This is a genomic window from Sphingorhabdus sp. EL138 (assembly GCF_900258045.1).
In the GTDB taxonomy this organism is placed as follows: Bacteria; Pseudomonadota; Alphaproteobacteria; order Sphingomonadales; family Sphingomonadaceae; genus Parasphingorhabdus.
Genome location: NZ_OGVD01000001.1, coordinates 304,679 through 321,092, shown reverse-complemented (window position 1 = coordinate 321,092; position 16,414 = coordinate 304,679). Strand labels below are relative to the sequence as shown.

The window sequence follows — 16,414 nt, the reverse complement described above, 5'->3', positions numbered from 1 at the left end:
CGCTAGAAACCAACCATCCCGCTTGCCACTGCAAGGCCCAAGAAAGCCAAAAAGCCCATTGTATCGGTGATCATGGTGACAAAGACGGACGATGCCAATGCCGGATCCTGTTTCATCCGTTCCAGCATGACCGGAACAAAAATCCCAGCAAAGCCAGCGATCACAATGTTAATAAGCATGGCCGCTGCTATGACCCCGCCGAGCATCGAATTGCTGAAAACCAGCGCCGTACCAATGCCAATCAGAACGGCAATCGTCCCTCCATTCAGCAATGCTACGCGAAATTCGCGTATAATGACCCTGCGCGTATTGGATCGGGTCAGTTCGTTCATCGCCAGCGCGCGCACCGAAACCGCCATGGTTTGGGTCGCTGCATTACCGCCAATTGAGGCCACTATCGGCATCAGGACGGCGAGTGCGACCATCTGTTCGATGGCGGCCCCGAATATCGAGATTACGAAGCTCGCAATCATCGCGGTGGCGAGGTTGGCAATCAACCACTTTACACGTGATTTATAGCTGTCGCGTATCGGCTCGTTAATATCGCCTTCGCCAGCACCGGAGAGCAGCAGGACATCCTCACTGGCTTCATCTTCGACAATGTGGAGGATGTCATCCACCGTGATCATGCCGATCAACCGGCCGTCTTCGTTGACGACAGCAGCCGAGATCAGATTATATTTCTGGAAACGCAGCGCCACTTCTTCCTGATCCATGTCGACAGGGATCAAGGTCTGTTCCCGCTTCATGATATCGGCAACCGCAATGTTACGGGGCACCCGTAATATCCAGCTAAGCTGACAGGTCCCGACCGGTTTATAAGATGGATCGACTACATAGACTTCCCAGAATTCGGTGGTCAGGTCCCCATGTTCGCGCAGATAATCAATCAGCTGGCCAACATTCATATGCTCTGGCACGGCGACCAGATCCCGCTGCATGATGCGGCCCGCGGATTCCTCGGGATAGGTAAGGGCACTCTCGATAACCGCGCGGTCTTCGTCATCCAGCTCGGCCAGAACAGCTTGTTGTTCGCCTTCCTCAAGGTCCTCGATAATCGCGACAGCATCATCGGTTTCGAGCTGTTCCGTCAGGTCTGCAATCTGGCCAGGTTCCAGAATCTCGATCAGATCTTCGCGAACATGCTCGTTCATTTCCGACAAAACATCGGCGCTGACCAGATCGCCCAGTGCCCCGGCTAGCGGCGCGCGCTCATCCTCGTCGATCAACTCGAACAGATCGGCAATATCGGCATTGTGCAGCGGGTTGACCAGTTCCTGTGCGAGATTGGCATTGCCTTCGTCCACCGCCTCGGAAACTGAACGGACAAATTCGTCGGTCAGGCGGTTGTCTTCATCCAGGCGTCGTGGTGCAACATCTTCCACTTCAGGAGCGTCTGTCATCTCGGTCATGGCGATGCTCCCCTTTTCTGGTCATTGGCGTCACATGAGGCGGGTTTGTAATAGCTGTGCCGGTATAATTGCAATCTTTTGTGACATTTATCGAAAGCAGCGGGTGATTTTTACGAATTGCCCCCCTATATGCAGAGCCAGAGATTTTATCACCGAAACACAAATCGTAAGGAATGTTCCATGGCGCATGAAAAAATGACCCTTCACCTGAATACCGGCGATGTAGAAATCAAACTTCGCCCTGACCTGGCACCCGGCCATGTTGAGCGGATTACCGAGCTGGCATCGGAAGGCTTTTATGACGGCGTTGTTTTTCACCGCGTGATTGACGGTTTCATGGCGCAAGGTGGTGATCCAACCGGCACAGGCATGTCCGGTTCCGACAAGCCGGATATTCCGGCCGAGTTTAGCGATGCTCCGCACAGTCGCGGCGTTTGCTCGATGGCCCGGACAATGGATCCAAACAGCGCGAACAGCCAGTTTTTCATCTGCCTCGACGACGCGGGTTTCCTGGACGGCCAATATACCGTCTGGGGCGAAGTGACGAGCGGCATGGATGCTGTGGATGCCCTGCCCAAAGGTGAGCCACCAGCAGAGCCCGGCTCAATCAAAAATGTGACACTGGGTTAAGCTTAAGCGGCCTATTTGTGAAAAGCGCCTTCCTCTCCGGCCTCGCATCAACCAGCTTTTTGCTGGTGTCCTGTGCGGCCGGAGATGATGAATCAGACAGCGCTGTAATTCAGGTAACGGAACCCATTGATCCCGCCGCCGCCGAAACCGGTCCTCTTGCCGACATGCAGGGGCAATGGGTGTCTGACAACAATTCCGCAGATACTATCTTGGTGGAGGACAGCAGCTTCCAAACCCTCCGGAATGGCGAACTGCAAGACGACGTATCGATCATCTTTGTCGATAGCTGCAAGACACGCGTGCCCGATATGGATGGTAAAGCATTCGTTTTGCGCGGAAAAGAAAAACAAACCTGCTATCTGCTCTATTCCGTGTCAGAAGAAAAACTGAGCTACATTGATGGCACCCGCGGGAGAACATCGCGTTTCACGCGGAAAGAATAGACTGACGACTGGAGACTGAAGCAATGACTGATAAGCCGGCTGAATATACACCGCCCAAAGTCTGGACCTGGGATAGTGAAAGTGGCGGACGTTTCGCCAATATCAATCGCCCGATCGCTGGACCGACCCATGACAAGGAACTGCCGGTCGGCAAACATCCCTTTCAACTCTATTCGCTCGGCACACCCAATGGGGTGAAGGTCACGATCATGTTCGAAGAGCTTTTGGAAGCCGGCATCAGCGCAGCGGAATATGATGCGTGGCTGGTCAACATTGGCGAAGGGGCGCAATTTGGTAGCGGCTTTGTCGATATCAATCCGAACAGTAAAATTCCTGCATTGCTGGATCACAGTACAACCCCGCCAACCCGGCTTTTTGAATCCGGTTCCATGTTGATCTACCTGGCTGAGAAGTTTGATAAATTTCTTGCAAAGGAAGGCGCGACCCGTGCGGAAACAATCAACTGGTTGATGTGGCAAATGGGCAGTGCGCCTTTCCTGGGTGGAGGTTTCGGGCATTTTTACGCTTATGCGCCGGAGAAATTTGAGTATCCGATCAACCGCTATGCAATGGAAGTAAAGCGGCAGATGGACGTGCTCGACCGCCATCTTGCGGACAATGAATATTTCGCAGGCGATGACTATAGTATCGCCGATATGGCGATCTTTCCCTGGTATGGCGGATTGGCGCGCGGCGTTCTCTATGAAGCCGGTGAGTTCCTCTCGGTGCAGGACTATAAAAACGTCCAGCGTTGGACCGCACAAGTGGGTGAGCGGCCAGCGGTCAAGCGCGGCATGATGGTCAACCGTCCTTATGGCGAACCGGAAACACAGTTGCACGAACGCCATGATGCAAGTGACTTTGAAACCAACACACTGGACAAGCGTATCGCCCGCGGTGAAGTCGAAGCGCCGGAATAATGCGCCTCGGTAAGCCGCGCATCACGCCGCTGTCCGATGCGGATATGGACGACGAGCAAAAAGCGATGCTGGGCGAGCGTTTCCAGCAAGGCCCGGTCTTCAATATCTTCCGTACACTTGCGCGTGCACCAAAAGCGTTCAAGGCTTTCATGTGGTGGGGCGGCTATATGCTGTCGCGCCACAACAACCTGCCGGAGCGTGAACGGGAAATTATTATCCTGCGGACCGGCTTTAACTGGAAGTCCGGTTATGAATGGGCGCAACATGTCCGCATCGGCAAGGATGCCGGGATAACGGACGAAGAGATTGAGCGGATCAAACTGGGACCGGATGCACCGGGATGGACGCCTCTGGAAGCCGCGATGCTGCAGGCGACCGATGAGTTGAGCAGCGATAGCTTTGTGACAGACGAAACTTGGTCCGCACTGTCTGAACTCACCGAGAAACAGCGCATGGATCTGGTCATGACCGTTGGCCAATATACCCAGGTTTCGATGATGCTGAACAGCTACGGGGTGCAGCTGGACGAAGGTTTGGAACTGGACCCGGATTTAAAAGCTTAGGCTGAGTTTCAAGCCGGCAAGACTCCGAACGGAACAACCTTGTTGTCCACATCATGACCGATATCCGCTCCGCCCAGATAGGGAATGGCATAGCGATCACATAGGCGCTGGACGATTCCTTCGGCTTCTTCACCGAAGGGCCGGTTATTCTCCGGCACTTCGCTGACCCGGCCGAGGCGGATGCCTGGGAGACTTTTGTCTGCCAGATGTGTCGTGACATTGAACATCGCGCGGTCGAAAGCGTAGAGATATTCGGCAATTTCCTCGATCATCAGCACGTGGCCTTCAAGGTTCGGCAGCAAGGGCGTACCCACCATCATCGCCAGAGTCATCAGGTTGAACGCAGCATATTTCTGACCTGTCTCAACATGTGGTTCCAACGCAGCTTTATCCTGGTGCACCAGCCAGTCGAGCCCGCGCCGGACGGCGGCCATCCCGTCATCACGGCGCATATCGACCGGCATTGGACCATGCGCCTGGGTGCCAATACCGGCTTTGTATAAAGCGCCGAGCAAGTTGCCGCCGTCGCTATAACCCATATAATGTTTGTCGTGCGCCGCCGGTTCCAATCGCGCCAAAATCTCGTCGGTGATCCGCGCGGCTCCATAGCCGCCGCGAGCAAACCAGATGGCATCAATGGCCGGATCGTTAGCTAGTGACAGGAAGGCGGCGGATCGCAGCTCGTCCTTCCCGGCAAAATGCCCTTCAATGGCAAAGCATTGATCGTGGAAAACCAGCTCTGCTTCGGGATGGCTTTGGCTGGTGAGGGCGATAAGCTGCTCAGCCTCCTCTTTATATAAGGGCGTTGACGGCGCACAAATGCCGATCCTGAACTGTCCCACGATATTTTTATCCCCTCCACCTTGTTTTTACGCCAATATAATTGCCAAAAAGCTGCCGAGGCCATAGCGGGGGATGATGAGTAAAGACAAATCCTATTATTTTTGTGGCATCGGCGGATCAGGCATGTTGCCGCTGGCGATGATCGTCCGGGAAAGCGGTGCGGAGGTCGCGGGATCCGACCGGGCGCTTGATCAAGGCCGGCTGGCCGCCAAATTTGAATGGTTGAAAGAAAAGGGTGTTGGGCTGTTTGCGCAAGACGGTAGCGGCCTGACCTCGGGCGACCAGATACTAATCGCGTCTGCAGCCATTGAGGACACTGTACCGGATGTTGCCAAAGCCAACAGTCTTGGCTGCGCCCGCATGACCCGGGCGGAATTGTTGGCACAGCAGTTTAATGCATCCCCGCGCAGTATTGCGATTGGCGGGACCAGCGGCAAGTCGACCGTAACCGGCATGATCGGCTGGATATTGACCGAGGCCGGTCTGGACCCGACGATCATGAATGGCGCAGTGATGAAAAACTTTGTCGCGGATGACTCGCCTTTTGCCAGCTCTAGGGTTGGTGATGGCGGCATCATGGTTAGCGAAGTCGATGAAAGCGACGGATCGATAGCCTTGTTTGATCCGGAAATCGCTGTGTTGAACAATGTCAGTCTGGATCACAAAAGTCTGGAGGAATTGCACCAGCTTTTCGGTGACTTTGCAAGCAAGGCAAAGCATTGCATCTGGAACCGGGATGATGCGGAAACGGCGGCCTTGGTTGATGGGCTTGAGCTAAGTGATGCTATCAGTTTCGGATTTTCCGATAAGGCGGATTTCCAGGCCTCTGATGTGGAGGAAGCTCCGCTCAGCAGCCGCTTCACACTATCCGTGAAAGGCGAGGATCTTTCCGTCACCATGCGGGTACCAGGGCGGCACAACATTGCCAATGCCCTTGCTGCCATAGCGGCGGCGTCCGCCGTTGGTGTGCCCGTGCCAACCAGCGTTGCCGCCATTGCCAGCTTTTCAGGCCTCGCGCGACGTTTTGATGTTGTTGGCACAGCAAATGACGTAAGCGTTATCGATGATTTCGGGCATAATCCCGACAAGATCGCGGCCACGCTCAAAACCATGAAGGCCTTCCCTGGCCGTATTATCGCTTTTTTCCAGCCACACGGGTTTGGGCCGATACACAAGATGGGTGCTGAACTGGCCCAGGTATTTGCAGAGCTGTTGGATGGGAATGACCATGTGATCCTGTGCGATCCGGTCTACTTTGGTGGTACCGTCGATCGCAGCATCGGCAGTAATTTCATTACCGATGCGGTCAAATTGGCAGGCGGAAAAGCAAGGCATATAGCGGATCGGGAAGAGTGCGGATCCTATATAGTCGACATCGCCGAGCCGGGAGATCGTATTGTCATCATGGGGGCTCGCGACGATACGTTGAGTATATTTGCATCCGATATATTGAGCAAACTGGCGGCCAAGTAAAAGACAGCTCTGTCAACGCAAATCAGGCCCTTGAGAAGGGCCTGATCTTGATTGCTTATCGCGGGTGTAAAGTGAAATCAGATTCCACTTTTGTCAGGGGCTTGTGGGTGTATCGTCATCATCATCATTATTGATTATGGTGAGCGTTATAAAACCGACTGTAATGGCGCCGGCTAGCACGGCAATGATGGTATCACTGCCGCCCCCTAAATTATTGGCTTGTTCCTGAGTCGCGGAAACACGCTCTACGTTTGCGCTGGTCACAGGGGCGACCGCCTGTGATTGCGCCACAACAGGCGCTGTCGAAAGAGATAGAGCGGATAAGGTAGCCAAAGTCTTGAAACGCATGCATTTTCTCCAATATTTTAATCGGTCAATATTATACTGCAATTTCGCAGCATTATATTTCCCCAATATTTGGTTTTACGACAAAAAATGTCGATACAGCGTGACGATTCTGTTCTTTTATCAGAAAATAATATAAATGTCATGAGCATCCAGCGGCCAAACAGGCACGCTTCGTCGCCTAAAGCCCTGCTTTTAGGACCCAATCATGAAAAATTCGCACAGCCCGGTTTTTCTTGTCCCGTTTGCGGCAGACGAACCAATAGGAGTAAGGACTGTCAATATCATAATCGAACAGCCGGGCGAGGCGGGGGTCATTGGCATCGGAGAAATGACCGCCATGCATGATGGCAACACCCAGGCCCTGAGCGGCCGCCTCCAGCATTAACGGACCGCTATTCATATGGTCTACGCTGGCCGGGTCCAGATCTGGCAGACCGACAGCTTCTTTCCAGCGATCGAAGGCTTTGGCCATGTCGCTGTGGATCAATATGTTGTGATCCTTCAGATCTTGCGGTGTTTTTATGGCATTGGGGCCGTTGACAAGTTCTGTTGCGGCAATGGCATATACCTTGTTGCTGTCCAGCTTCACGGCATAGAGATTGGGATCGACATGATCCGCAATGATTATCGCCGCATCAATTACGTCACCCAGCATATTTTCTGCATGGGTGGAAGTGTCGACATCAATATGCAGCTTGGGATAGAGTTTTCTCAGTTCCGGCAAGCGTGGCAAGAGACGCGTTGCTCCGAAAAGCGGTAATACACCAAGTCGCAGTCTAAGATCGCTGCCGCTGACGGTCATTTGATCAACCGCTTCGCCAATGGTCTCCATCGCTGGCGCCACCGCATTGAGCAGTACTTCACCATCGTCGTTCAGGATCATTGCCTGATTACGCCGTTCAAACAGGGGTTTGCCGATATGGTCCTCAAGAGATTTGATTCGGCGGCTTAGCGCCGGGGCAGAAAGAGCCAGTTCTGCTGCAGCCGCCTTGGATGAGCCGAGTCGCGCGACGCGGATAAAGGCTTCCAAGGCGCGTAGGGGAGGGAGACGTCGCATGGTGTTGTTGATATTGCGGCTAAATGCGAATTGTGCAACGCAAAATTGCACTAAAGGTGAATAGATTGGCTAAATCGCGTCGCTAACATAATTAATAGGTTGCACATTATGCAACTGACAATGTTCTTTTCGCACTTGCAACATAAGCGATTCTCGCCCAAATAGAACTCGCCTTTCAGGCATCCTCTCCTAAAAACTTTTACGGGCCAGTCCTTCGGGATTGGCCCTTTTTTTTGCCTGAAATCCGGCTCTTCTTATCCTGCCGGCCTGATTTGAGGTAAATACGGGGTCGCATAATGACGACCGCCTCCCTATCTTGTTGGAAACAATAAAAGTGGCAGGAGTTCATCCCCCTATGTCTGATCCCAAATCTGAATCCAAATCTGACGCTGAATCCGACTCCCAGATGATAAAGCTGCAAGTCGCCAATGCGCGGCCGGAAGATAGCGGCCGCGGGCTCGCGCGTTTGTCGCGGGACAATCTCAGCAAACTGGGCCTGATGGAAGGGGACGTGGTTGAGATATGCGGCAAACAGGCAACCCCTGCCCGTGCAGTTCTGCCCTACCCCGAGGATGAAGGGCTTGATTTTGTGCGGCTTGACGGTTTGCAGCGGGCTAATGCCGGCGTTGGCTCGGGTGATTTTGTTGAAATTCGAAAGGTTGAATCGAAACCGGCCAAGAAAGTCATTTTCGCACCGGCCCAAAAAGACCTGCGCCTGCATGGCAGCGGTGCCGGCCTGAAACGCAGCTTTATGGGGCGGCCACTAAATGCCGGCGATTTTGTCGCGACCCATGGTCAGCAACAGGTTGATCGCAGCGATATGCCGCCTCAGCTGCAACAGATGTTGGCTGCACCTGCTTTTTCGCTCACCCAGATCCGGCTGATGGTTGTGTCCACCGTGCCCAAGGGGTTTGTGCATATTGACGAGAATACCGAAGTCGAACTGCGCCCTGAATATGAGGAATCAACCGAGCATCGCCGGGCTGATGTGACTTATGATGACATAGGCGGACTTCACGAGACGATTGACCAATTGCGTGAAATGGTGGAGCTGCCGCTGCGCTATCCGCAATTATTTACCCGGCTCGGCGTTGATCCGCCACGCGGTGTTCTGCTGCATGGTCCTCCGGGGACTGGCAAGACACGGCTTGCCCGTGCTGTGGCGAATGAGAGTGATGCCGAGTTTTTCCTCATCAATGGCCCTGAAATCATGGGATCTGCCTATGGCGAGTCGGAGAAAAAACTCCGCGAGGTGTTTGAAGCTGCAACAAAGGCTGCGCCATCCATATTATTCATCGATGAAATTGACTCCATCGCTCCCAAGCGGGGCGAAGTGCAGGGCGAGACGGAAAAGCGTCTGGTCGCTCAATTGCTCACGCTTATGGATGGGCTGGAATCGCGCCTCAATCTGGTCGTGATCGCAGCGACCAATCGCCCGGAAGCGATTGACGAGGCATTGCGCCGCCCGGGCCGGTTTGATCGGGAAATTATCGTCGGTGTTCCGGACCTGCGTGGCCGCAAGGAAATTTTGGGCATCCATACCCGCGGCATGCCACTGGAGTCCGCGGTCGATTTGACGGAATTGGCCCGCACAACCTATGGGTTTGTCGGTGCTGATCTGGCGGCATTGACGCGTGAGGCGGCGATTGAAGCTGTGCGCCGGATCATGCCGAAACTGGACCTGGAATCCGAGACAGTTCCGCCGGAAGTCCTGGAGGAACTGGTGGTGCGCCGTGATGATTTTGTCGAGGCGTTGAAACGGGTGCAACCGTCGGCCATGCGCGAGGTGATGGTGCAGGCGCCGGATGTGCGCTGGGAAGATATTGGCGGTCTGGATGACGCGCAGATGCGTTTGAAAGAAGGCATCGAGCTGCCGATGAAAAGCCCGGAGGCTTTTGCCAAGCTGGGCATCCGTCCAGCCAAGGGATTTTTGCTCTACGGACCGCCCGGTACCGGCAAGACATTGCTTGCCAAAGCGGTGGCACGGGAAGCGGAGGCTAATTTCATCGCCACGAAGTCCAGCGATCTTTTATCAAAGTGGTACGGTGAGAGTGAGCAGCAGATTGCCCGACTTTTCGCACGAGCACGGCAAGTCGCCCCGACAGTTCTGTTCATTGACGAGATTGACAGTCTGGTGCCCGCGCGTGGCCGCGGTATGGGCGAACCGCAAGTGACTGAACGCGTGGTCAATACGATACTGGCTGAAATGGACGGGCTCGAAGAGATGCAATCGGTTATTTTGATCGGCGCAACCAACCGTCCCGGTCTGGTCGACCCGGCGCTACTACGGCCCGGCCGCTTTGATGAACTGGTTTATGTGCCGGTTCCTGAGAAAGAAGGTCGCCGCCGTATCCTGGCGATCCACACCGCCAAAATGCCAATCGATAAAGATGTCGACCTTGATGATATTGCCGAGCGCGCAGAGCGCTATTCCGGCGCTGACCTGGAAGATCTGGTACGCCGTGCCGGTCTTTATGCCTTGCGTGAGCATGGCGGTCTGGTCGAGAAAGTGTCGATGAAGCATTTTGAACGCGCGCTGAAAGATAGCCGCGCTTCGGTCACGCCGGAAATGGAGGAAGAATATTCCAAGATGGAAGCACAGCTGAAACAAAATGCGATGCGCGCCGAACCGATTGGTTTTGTCGCCCCCGGCATGTTGACGCCAGTGAACGACAGCAAGCATGAATTCTAGGCCAGTTGGTTTGTGGGCATGTCAGTCTGCCGGGCAATCGCTCTAGCAGTGCGTGATGACTTCGCCCTTGTGTATCGGGCCACCGTAAAGACTGACATCAATCCGCGCTTTCCCGCCATCTCGGAAATATGATTTGAGCCCTTTTCGATTGGCACAAAAGGCGTTTTTGTTGAGCCGGGCAAATTCGGAAGCTGTGAATGCGCCTTCAAAGTCATGTGGTGATTTGATGGTAAATATTGCAACATCATCTTCTACCCGTGGCGCGGCCAGATAGGTCCCATCATCTAGAGTTTTTGGCAAAACGCCTTCAAAAAGCTCAACAATCTTTTCTGCAGGAGGGTCGGATGATTCAAAGGCATCCGTCGGTGTCATCACTATCGCAAGGAACAATCCAACAGGAAGTGCGAAAAGTTTTGCATCGCCAATAGACATATCCCGACCCCTCGAGTTACATTTTTTATATTGTCCGGCTTAAATGCAAAAAGTGAATATCGTGTTATCGCAATATGATTTGCAACGCGAAGGGCTCAAAGGTCTCTTTCGAGACGGCCGTCAGGCGGCGTCGTCCAGCTTTAGTGTTTTGAAGCCCCAGCCAAAGATGAACAGGCACATGGTGACTGCGATCCAGAAAGGCAGCGCGCTTATATAGGTGTACAGCAAAACGCCCAGTGCCGGCGACGCAATGAACGCCATGCCGTTTACTGACGCGACAATGCCGGCAACCCCGTTCTGTTCCGATCGTTGGACCGCCAGTGAAGCGCCTGCGGTAAAGCCGGGACGGAATAGACCAAAACCCAGCGAGCTGACTGCAAAGCCGATTATGATGCCGTAAAGATCGCCCGATACACCGATGATCAGGCAGCCCACAGCAGCGAGCAACATGCCCCACAAAACGGATGATCGCGGCCCCATTTGCAAGAGCGGGATCAGGCCCCATTGCGCGAGCAAGGTTGCTGCCGCACCCGACATAAGCACGATGCCGGTCATCTCGATTGCTGTTTTCGGATCGTCTCTAAGGCCGAGCCGGTCGAGTACCAGAAAGCCGATTACGCCCAATATCACCGCATGGGCATTGCCGCCCATGATGCCTGTGATCAGCCATGGCTTGATGCGTTTGTCGCCCCAGCGAAGCCGCGGCGGTATGCTGTCTGGCGCTGGCTTGCCGACGGGCTGGTCATCATGGCCGTCGTCTTTCAGGCTGCCTGCTGAGGGCGCGGCGCTATAAGGCTCGGACGTCACAACACCGCGGGCTTCAAACCCGGGATCGTCATTGGGCAGCTTGAGCGCGAGAGCGACCATCACCAGGATCCCGATAAATGCAAAAGCGAACATGGGGCTCGATAGTCCTAGCAAAGGAAGGATGAGCAAGGGGGCAATGGCTGGGCCGACAATTGTGCCCAGACCAAAGGACGACGAAATGAGCGACAGTGCCTTGGTGCGATCTTCGCGCGGGGTTCGGGCAGCAACATAGGCCTGAACGGCCGGTGGTGCGGCCGAGCCCAGCCCACCATAAAGGCTTCGGAATATGGCGAACAGGATGAAGGTCCACAGCGCGCTATACCAACCGAGCAATCCCAGGAAGAGTGCCAGTCCTGCCAATGCCATTGACGAAGTAAAACCAATCATTCCCAGCCGCATCAAGGCCTTGCGCCCGCGATGATCCGACAGCCGGGCCCATTTGGGTGCGGTATAAACCCACAATAAAGCAGACCAGCTGAACGCGGCGCTGACCCAGAAATCAGGGATGTGCAGCTGCGTGCCGATAGTCGGCAGTATCGATTGCATGGCGGTATTGCCCGAAGCCGTAACAAGCATCACCGCGAACAGCACCGTCATCCGGGTGCTGTCGATGGTCTTGTGCTTCTTGGCAGCAACGGGCGGGGCGGGAGAATCAGCCATGAATGCCCTATGGCACGCTATTTTTTCCAATCCCAGATTTATTCCAGTCATAGCTGCGTTCTATGCGTGCGACATGGAGCGTGTAGCTTTCGTACCATTTGTCACGACCCTGTTCGCGGATCGCGCTGTGAACCGGATGATCGCGCCAGGCCCTGGCCGCCTCATCACTTTCCCAATAGCTGACCGTGATTCCCAGGCCGTCTTCCGATCGGCTGTTGTCCTGTCCGAGATATCCGGATTGCTGCGCGGCGAGATTGCTCATGACATTTGCGGCCGCTTCATAGGCTTCATCATCATCCTTGGTGCGCTGGGCACAGAAGATGACAGCGATACAATCAGGAGGATGCAGTTTCATATTGCTCTTTTAAACCTCTCCCCGCCCCGGACAAGCGCGAAGATGTTTGAATGCGATACTGTTATGGCTTAATAAGACAGCGGGATAATAGCAGGAGAGTCTGATTGACCAATACCATTGCAAAAGCGCCATTATGGGGACGAATCAAGCTGCGTGCAGCCCGGACTTTCGGTGCATGGGGCGTGTTTTTCAAAGGTTTCCTGAAGCATCCCGTCATGGTCGGCTCGATCATTCCCTCGTCGGCCGTAACTGTCAAAAAAATGCTGGAACCGGTTGATTGGAATGAATGTGATGTGTTCGTCGAATATGGGCCCGGCATTGGTACATTCTGTCGGCCTGTGCTGGAACGCATGAAGCCGGATGCAACGTTGATTGTCATCGACCTTAATCCGGATTTTATCGAATATCTTGGCAAGAGCATTCGCGACAGCCGTTTCTATCCCATTCACGGATCGGCAGCGGATGTGCAGCAGATATTGAACGATCTTGGTCATGACAAGGCGGACTATATTTTGTCCGGCCTGCCATTTTCTACCTTGCCCAATCAGTTGGGACCCAAAATAGCAGAAGAAACCCATGCTGCGCTGCGCCCGGGCGGGGCTTTTCTGGTCTATCAATTCGTCAAACGTGCGCGCGATTTCATGGCACCTCATTTTGACCGAATAGACGACGGCTATTCTGTCTGGAACATATTGCCTTGCCATCTGTTCTGGGGCTGGAAAAAGAAATAGACTATTAGTGAGCGTTGTTGTTGGTCGATTGAGGTCGGCCGTTTGTCGAAGATCGATCAGGACTTGCGCGACAAGTCCGCCTGCCCATAGTAGTTTCCAATGATATAATATTTTGAAGAGGATTTCCGGATGTCACGCTTTTCCCGTACGGTTGCGATTGCACTCACGTCGACTGCCCTGAGCTTTGCCGCTCCAGCCTATGCTGATAACCATAGCAGCGCCGCGCCTGCGCCGGTTGGCCAGCTGGTTGATGCGGTCAATATTCCCTATGAACGATTTACCCTCGACAATGGTTTGAAGGTGTTGGTCCACACTGATCGCAAGGCACCGATCGTGGCGGTCTCCATCTGGTATGGCGTTGGCTCTGCCAATGAACCCAAGGGCAAAACGGGTTACGCCCACCTGTTCGAACACATTATGTTCAACGGTTCTGAAAACGCACCGGGTGACTATTTTGAGCCGCTGCGGCAAATTGGCGCGACCGATTTGAACGGGACGACCTGGCTGGACCGGACCAACTATTTCCAGACGGTTCCCAAATCTGCCCTTGATGTCGCACTGTTTCTTGAAAGCGACCGGATGGGGCATTTGTTGGGCGCGGTGACGCAAGAGAAGCTCGACAATCAGATTGGCGTGGTTTCCAACGAGAAGCGTCAGGGTGATAACCAGCCTTATGGGCTCGTCAGCTATCGGCAGACAGAATTGCTGTTTCCCGAAGAGGGCCATCCTTACGGACATAGCACCATTGGATCACTGGAAGATCTTGAAGCTGCTTCTCTCGACGATATGAAGCAATGGTTTATTGATCATTATGGACCGAATAATGCGATTCTGGTGCTGGCCGGCGACATTGATGCTGCGGCCGCGAAACCGCTGGTCGAAAAATGGTTCGGTGCTATTCCCAAGGGTAAGCCGATTCCGGAGCTGAACCCGGAATTGCCAACCCTGGATGAACCGGTTTTCGATGTGATGAAAGACAAGGTTGCGACGACACGTATCTATCGCAACTGGATCGTCCCGGGTCTGAATGATCCCGACTACACGCCGCTGGATGTCGGCATGACGGTGCTGGGCGGTCTGGCAAGTTCGCGGCTCGACAATATCATGGTGCGGGAAGAGAAAAACGCGGTGGCAGTATCGGCCTTTGTGATCCCGTTCGTGCACGGAAGTCTCGTTAATATTCAGGCCGATGTGAAGCCCGGTGAAGATGCAGACATGGTTGCGAAGCGGCTGGACGAGATTATCGCCGATTTCATTGAGAACGGACCGACGGCAGATGAAGTGCAGCGGGTTGCGACGCGAGATGCCGCTGCCCGTATTGCCGGGCTGGAGCAGGTTGGCGGATTTAACGGCAAAGCGACGGCACTGGCGCAGGGCGAACTCTATTCTGATGACCCGGAATATTATAAAAAGGAACTGGAGCGACTGGCCTCTGCAACCCCGGAATCGGTTAAGGCAGCAATGAAAAAATGGCTGACCCGCCCGGTGGTCGGTATCCGTGTGGTGCCGGGCGAGCGGGAGGCCTATCAGGAAGTAGAGTCCGGTAAAGGCGCGCGAACCGGAACGCTAACTGCTCCTGCCTTTTACATGCAGGACGGTGGCGAGAATGCTGTACGCGAGCCAGTTGATCGATCCTCGCTTCCTCCGGTTGGAGAGATTCCGAACGTTGATTTCCCCGATGTCGAAACAGCGACATTGTCCAACGGCATCAAAGTCTATTTCGCTCAGCGCAACGCGGTTCCAATGACCCGTGTGACCCTGTCTTTTGATGCCGGGGCTTCTGCTGATCCTGCTGACAAGATTGGCCTGCAAAACTTCACCACAGCGATGATGGAGGAAGGCACGACCAGCCTTACTTCGGTGCAGATTGCCGAGCAGCAGGAACGTCTGGGGGCCAATGTCGGCGTCGGCGGCGGGCGGGACCGCACGGATGTCAGTTTGAGCGCGGTTAATCCCAATCTTGATGCGTCACTCGATCTGATGGCGGACATTGTCAAAAACCCTGCTTTCAAAACAGACGATATCGAACGCATACGGGTGCAGCAGCTTACCGCCATCGACCGTGAAGAAAGCAACCCGCGCAGCATCGCGACCAATGCTTTGCCGCCGCTTCTGTTCGGCGACACCCATCCTTATGGCCGCGGCCTTTCTGGCAATGGCACGAAGCAATCTGTCGCCGCGATCGGCCGGGATGACCTGGTGAGTTTCCACAAAGGCTGGATGCGTCCGGAAAATGCTACGATATTTGCGGTTGGGCAGATTGAGAAACAGGCATTGCTCGACAAGCTGGAAATGCGTTTTGGTCAGTGGAAGGCCGAGGGGCAGGCTGCTCCGGCCAAAAATTTTGATGCCGCGATTCCGGAAGCCCAAGGCAAGATCGTGGTTATTCACCGGGCCAATAGCCCGCAATCAATGATCCTTGCAGGTCAGGTTCTGCCGTTTAAGGGCACTGATGATTTGCTTACCCTGAACGCCTCCAATGAAGTTCTGGGCGGGAATTTCCTGTCGCGGATCAACATGGACCTGCGTGAGACCAAGGGCTGGAGCTATGGCACACGCAACACCATTTTGCGCGGTGAGCATGACGTACCTTATATCATGCGTGCGCCGGTGCAGACCAATCAGACCGGACCCGCCGTTACCGCTATCATGGGCCAGGTTAAGAGTTTCCTGGGTGACAATGGTGTCACGCAGGCGGAGCTAGAACGGACAGTCAATGGCAATGTCCGCCAGTTGCCGGGACAGTTCGAGCAATCGAGACGCGTGCTCGGACAAATGCAGGGCGATGTCATGTTCAAGCGCCCGTCCAACTATGCCGAAACCGTGGCAGATCGCTACAGGGCCTTGACCGCCGATGATCTCAACAAAGCCATGGCTGGAGCAATTGACCCCGACAGGTTTACCTGGGTGATTGTTGGAGATGCGGACAAGATCAAGACCCAGCTGGAAGCCCTTAACATGCCAATCGAATATCGTGGCTATGAAGCTGGTAACACCGATGTTAGTAAGGCAGGCAGTTCAAATGATTCGGCAGTCGGCCAAGACTGA

Annotated in this window: 15 protein-coding genes; 8 read left to right on the top strand and 7 right to left on the bottom strand. The window is 54.3% G+C overall.

Annotation, left to right across the window (positions count from 1 at the left end; all coding sequences use genetic code 11):
* Nucleotides 1–2: 2 nt before the first annotated feature.
* Nucleotides 3–1,412 carry a magnesium transporter gene (gene mgtE / locus DK507_RS01520; RefSeq protein ID WP_109354301.1) on the bottom strand — a complete coding sequence of 470 codons (1,410 nt, stop codon included), beginning with the start codon at nucleotides 1,410–1,412 and terminating at the stop codon, nucleotides 3–5.
* 180 nt (nucleotides 1,413–1,592) lie between these two features.
* On the opposite strand from mgtE, the gene DK507_RS01515 reads away from it, so the two are divergent.
* From DK507_RS01515 to DK507_RS01500, 4 genes are read left to right on the top strand one after another with little or no spacing between them, the layout of a single operon-like run.
* Nucleotides 1,593–2,042: a peptidylprolyl isomerase gene (locus DK507_RS01515; RefSeq protein ID WP_109354298.1), complete on the top strand. Its 450-nt coding sequence runs from the start codon at nucleotides 1,593–1,595 to the stop codon at nucleotides 2,040–2,042.
* 17 nt (nucleotides 2,043–2,059) lie between these two features.
* Nucleotides 2,060–2,485, top strand: coding sequence for a hypothetical protein (locus DK507_RS01510; RefSeq protein ID WP_109354297.1), 426 nt, complete (start codon nucleotides 2,060–2,062; stop codon nucleotides 2,483–2,485).
* Between the two features lie 23 nt (nucleotides 2,486–2,508).
* Entirely contained in the window at nucleotides 2,509–3,405 is an 897-nt protein-coding gene (gene yghU / locus DK507_RS01505) for a glutathione-dependent disulfide-bond oxidoreductase (RefSeq protein WP_109354295.1), read from the top strand.
* Nucleotides 3,405–3,968, top strand: coding sequence for a carboxymuconolactone decarboxylase family protein (locus tag DK507_RS01500; protein WP_109354293.1), 564 nt, complete (start codon nucleotides 3,405–3,407; stop codon nucleotides 3,966–3,968). Before yghU ends, DK507_RS01500 begins: the two co-directional genes overlap by 1 nt.
* A gap of 8 nt (nucleotides 3,969–3,976) precedes the next feature.
* On the opposite strand, the gene DK507_RS01495 is transcribed toward DK507_RS01500, so the two are convergent.
* The gene (locus DK507_RS01495) at nucleotides 3,977–4,810 is read right to left on the bottom strand and encodes an LD-carboxypeptidase (RefSeq protein ID WP_109354291.1); all 834 of its coding nucleotides are present in this window, start codon (nucleotides 4,808–4,810) and stop codon (nucleotides 3,977–3,979) included.
* Nucleotides 4,811–4,886: 76 nt separating this feature from the next.
* On the opposite strand from DK507_RS01495, the gene DK507_RS01490 reads away from it, so the two are divergent.
* Nucleotides 4,887–6,284 (top strand): Mur ligase family protein, encoded by a 1,398-nt coding sequence (locus tag DK507_RS01490; protein ID WP_109354290.1) that lies wholly within the window; start codon nucleotides 4,887–4,889, stop codon nucleotides 6,282–6,284.
* Nucleotides 6,285–6,377: 93 nt separating this feature from the next.
* Here the strand turns inward: DK507_RS01490 and DK507_RS01485 are convergent, their stop codons facing one another.
* Together DK507_RS01485 and DK507_RS01480 are read right to left on the bottom strand one after the other, a co-directional pair.
* Nucleotides 6,378–6,632 carry a hypothetical protein gene (locus tag DK507_RS01485; protein ID WP_109354286.1) on the bottom strand — a complete coding sequence of 85 codons (255 nt, stop codon included), beginning with the start codon at nucleotides 6,630–6,632 and terminating at the stop codon, nucleotides 6,378–6,380.
* A gap of 178 nt (nucleotides 6,633–6,810) precedes the next feature.
* On the bottom strand, nucleotides 6,811–7,689 hold the full coding sequence (locus tag DK507_RS01480; RefSeq protein WP_109354832.1) for a LysR substrate-binding domain-containing protein: 879 nt from the start codon (nucleotides 7,687–7,689) through the stop codon (nucleotides 6,811–6,813).
* A gap of 355 nt (nucleotides 7,690–8,044) precedes the next feature.
* Here DK507_RS01480 and DK507_RS01475 point away from each other — a divergent pair, with 355 nt between their 5' ends.
* Entirely contained in the window at nucleotides 8,045–10,381 is a 2,337-nt protein-coding gene (locus DK507_RS01475; RefSeq protein ID WP_109354284.1) for a CDC48 family AAA ATPase, read from the top strand.
* 42 nt (nucleotides 10,382–10,423) lie between these two features.
* Here DK507_RS01475 and DK507_RS01470 read toward each other — a convergent pair whose 3' ends face one another.
* The 3 genes from DK507_RS01470 to DK507_RS01460 form a co-directional block, all read right to left on the bottom strand.
* Nucleotides 10,424–10,813 (bottom strand): hypothetical protein, encoded by a 390-nt coding sequence (locus DK507_RS01470; RefSeq protein WP_109354282.1) that lies wholly within the window; start codon nucleotides 10,811–10,813, stop codon nucleotides 10,424–10,426.
* A gap of 120 nt (nucleotides 10,814–10,933) precedes the next feature.
* Nucleotides 10,934–12,280 (bottom strand): MFS transporter, encoded by a 1,347-nt coding sequence (locus DK507_RS01465; RefSeq protein WP_254054223.1) that lies wholly within the window; start codon nucleotides 12,278–12,280, stop codon nucleotides 10,934–10,936.
* Nucleotides 12,281–12,287: 7 nt separating this feature from the next.
* The gene (locus tag DK507_RS01460; RefSeq protein ID WP_109354281.1) at nucleotides 12,288–12,635 is read right to left on the bottom strand and encodes an antibiotic biosynthesis monooxygenase; all 348 of its coding nucleotides are present in this window, start codon (nucleotides 12,633–12,635) and stop codon (nucleotides 12,288–12,290) included.
* A gap of 104 nt (nucleotides 12,636–12,739) precedes the next feature.
* Here DK507_RS01460 and DK507_RS01455 point away from each other — a divergent pair, with 104 nt between their 5' ends.
* Both DK507_RS01455 and DK507_RS01450 read left to right on the top strand, forming a co-directional pair.
* Entirely contained in the window at nucleotides 12,740–13,366 is a 627-nt protein-coding gene (locus DK507_RS01455; protein WP_174209006.1) for a class I SAM-dependent methyltransferase, read from the top strand.
* Between the two features lie 129 nt (nucleotides 13,367–13,495).
* Complete coding sequence (locus DK507_RS01450; protein WP_109354280.1) at nucleotides 13,496–16,414, top strand: pitrilysin family protein; 2,919 nt, start codon at nucleotides 13,496–13,498, stop codon at nucleotides 16,412–16,414.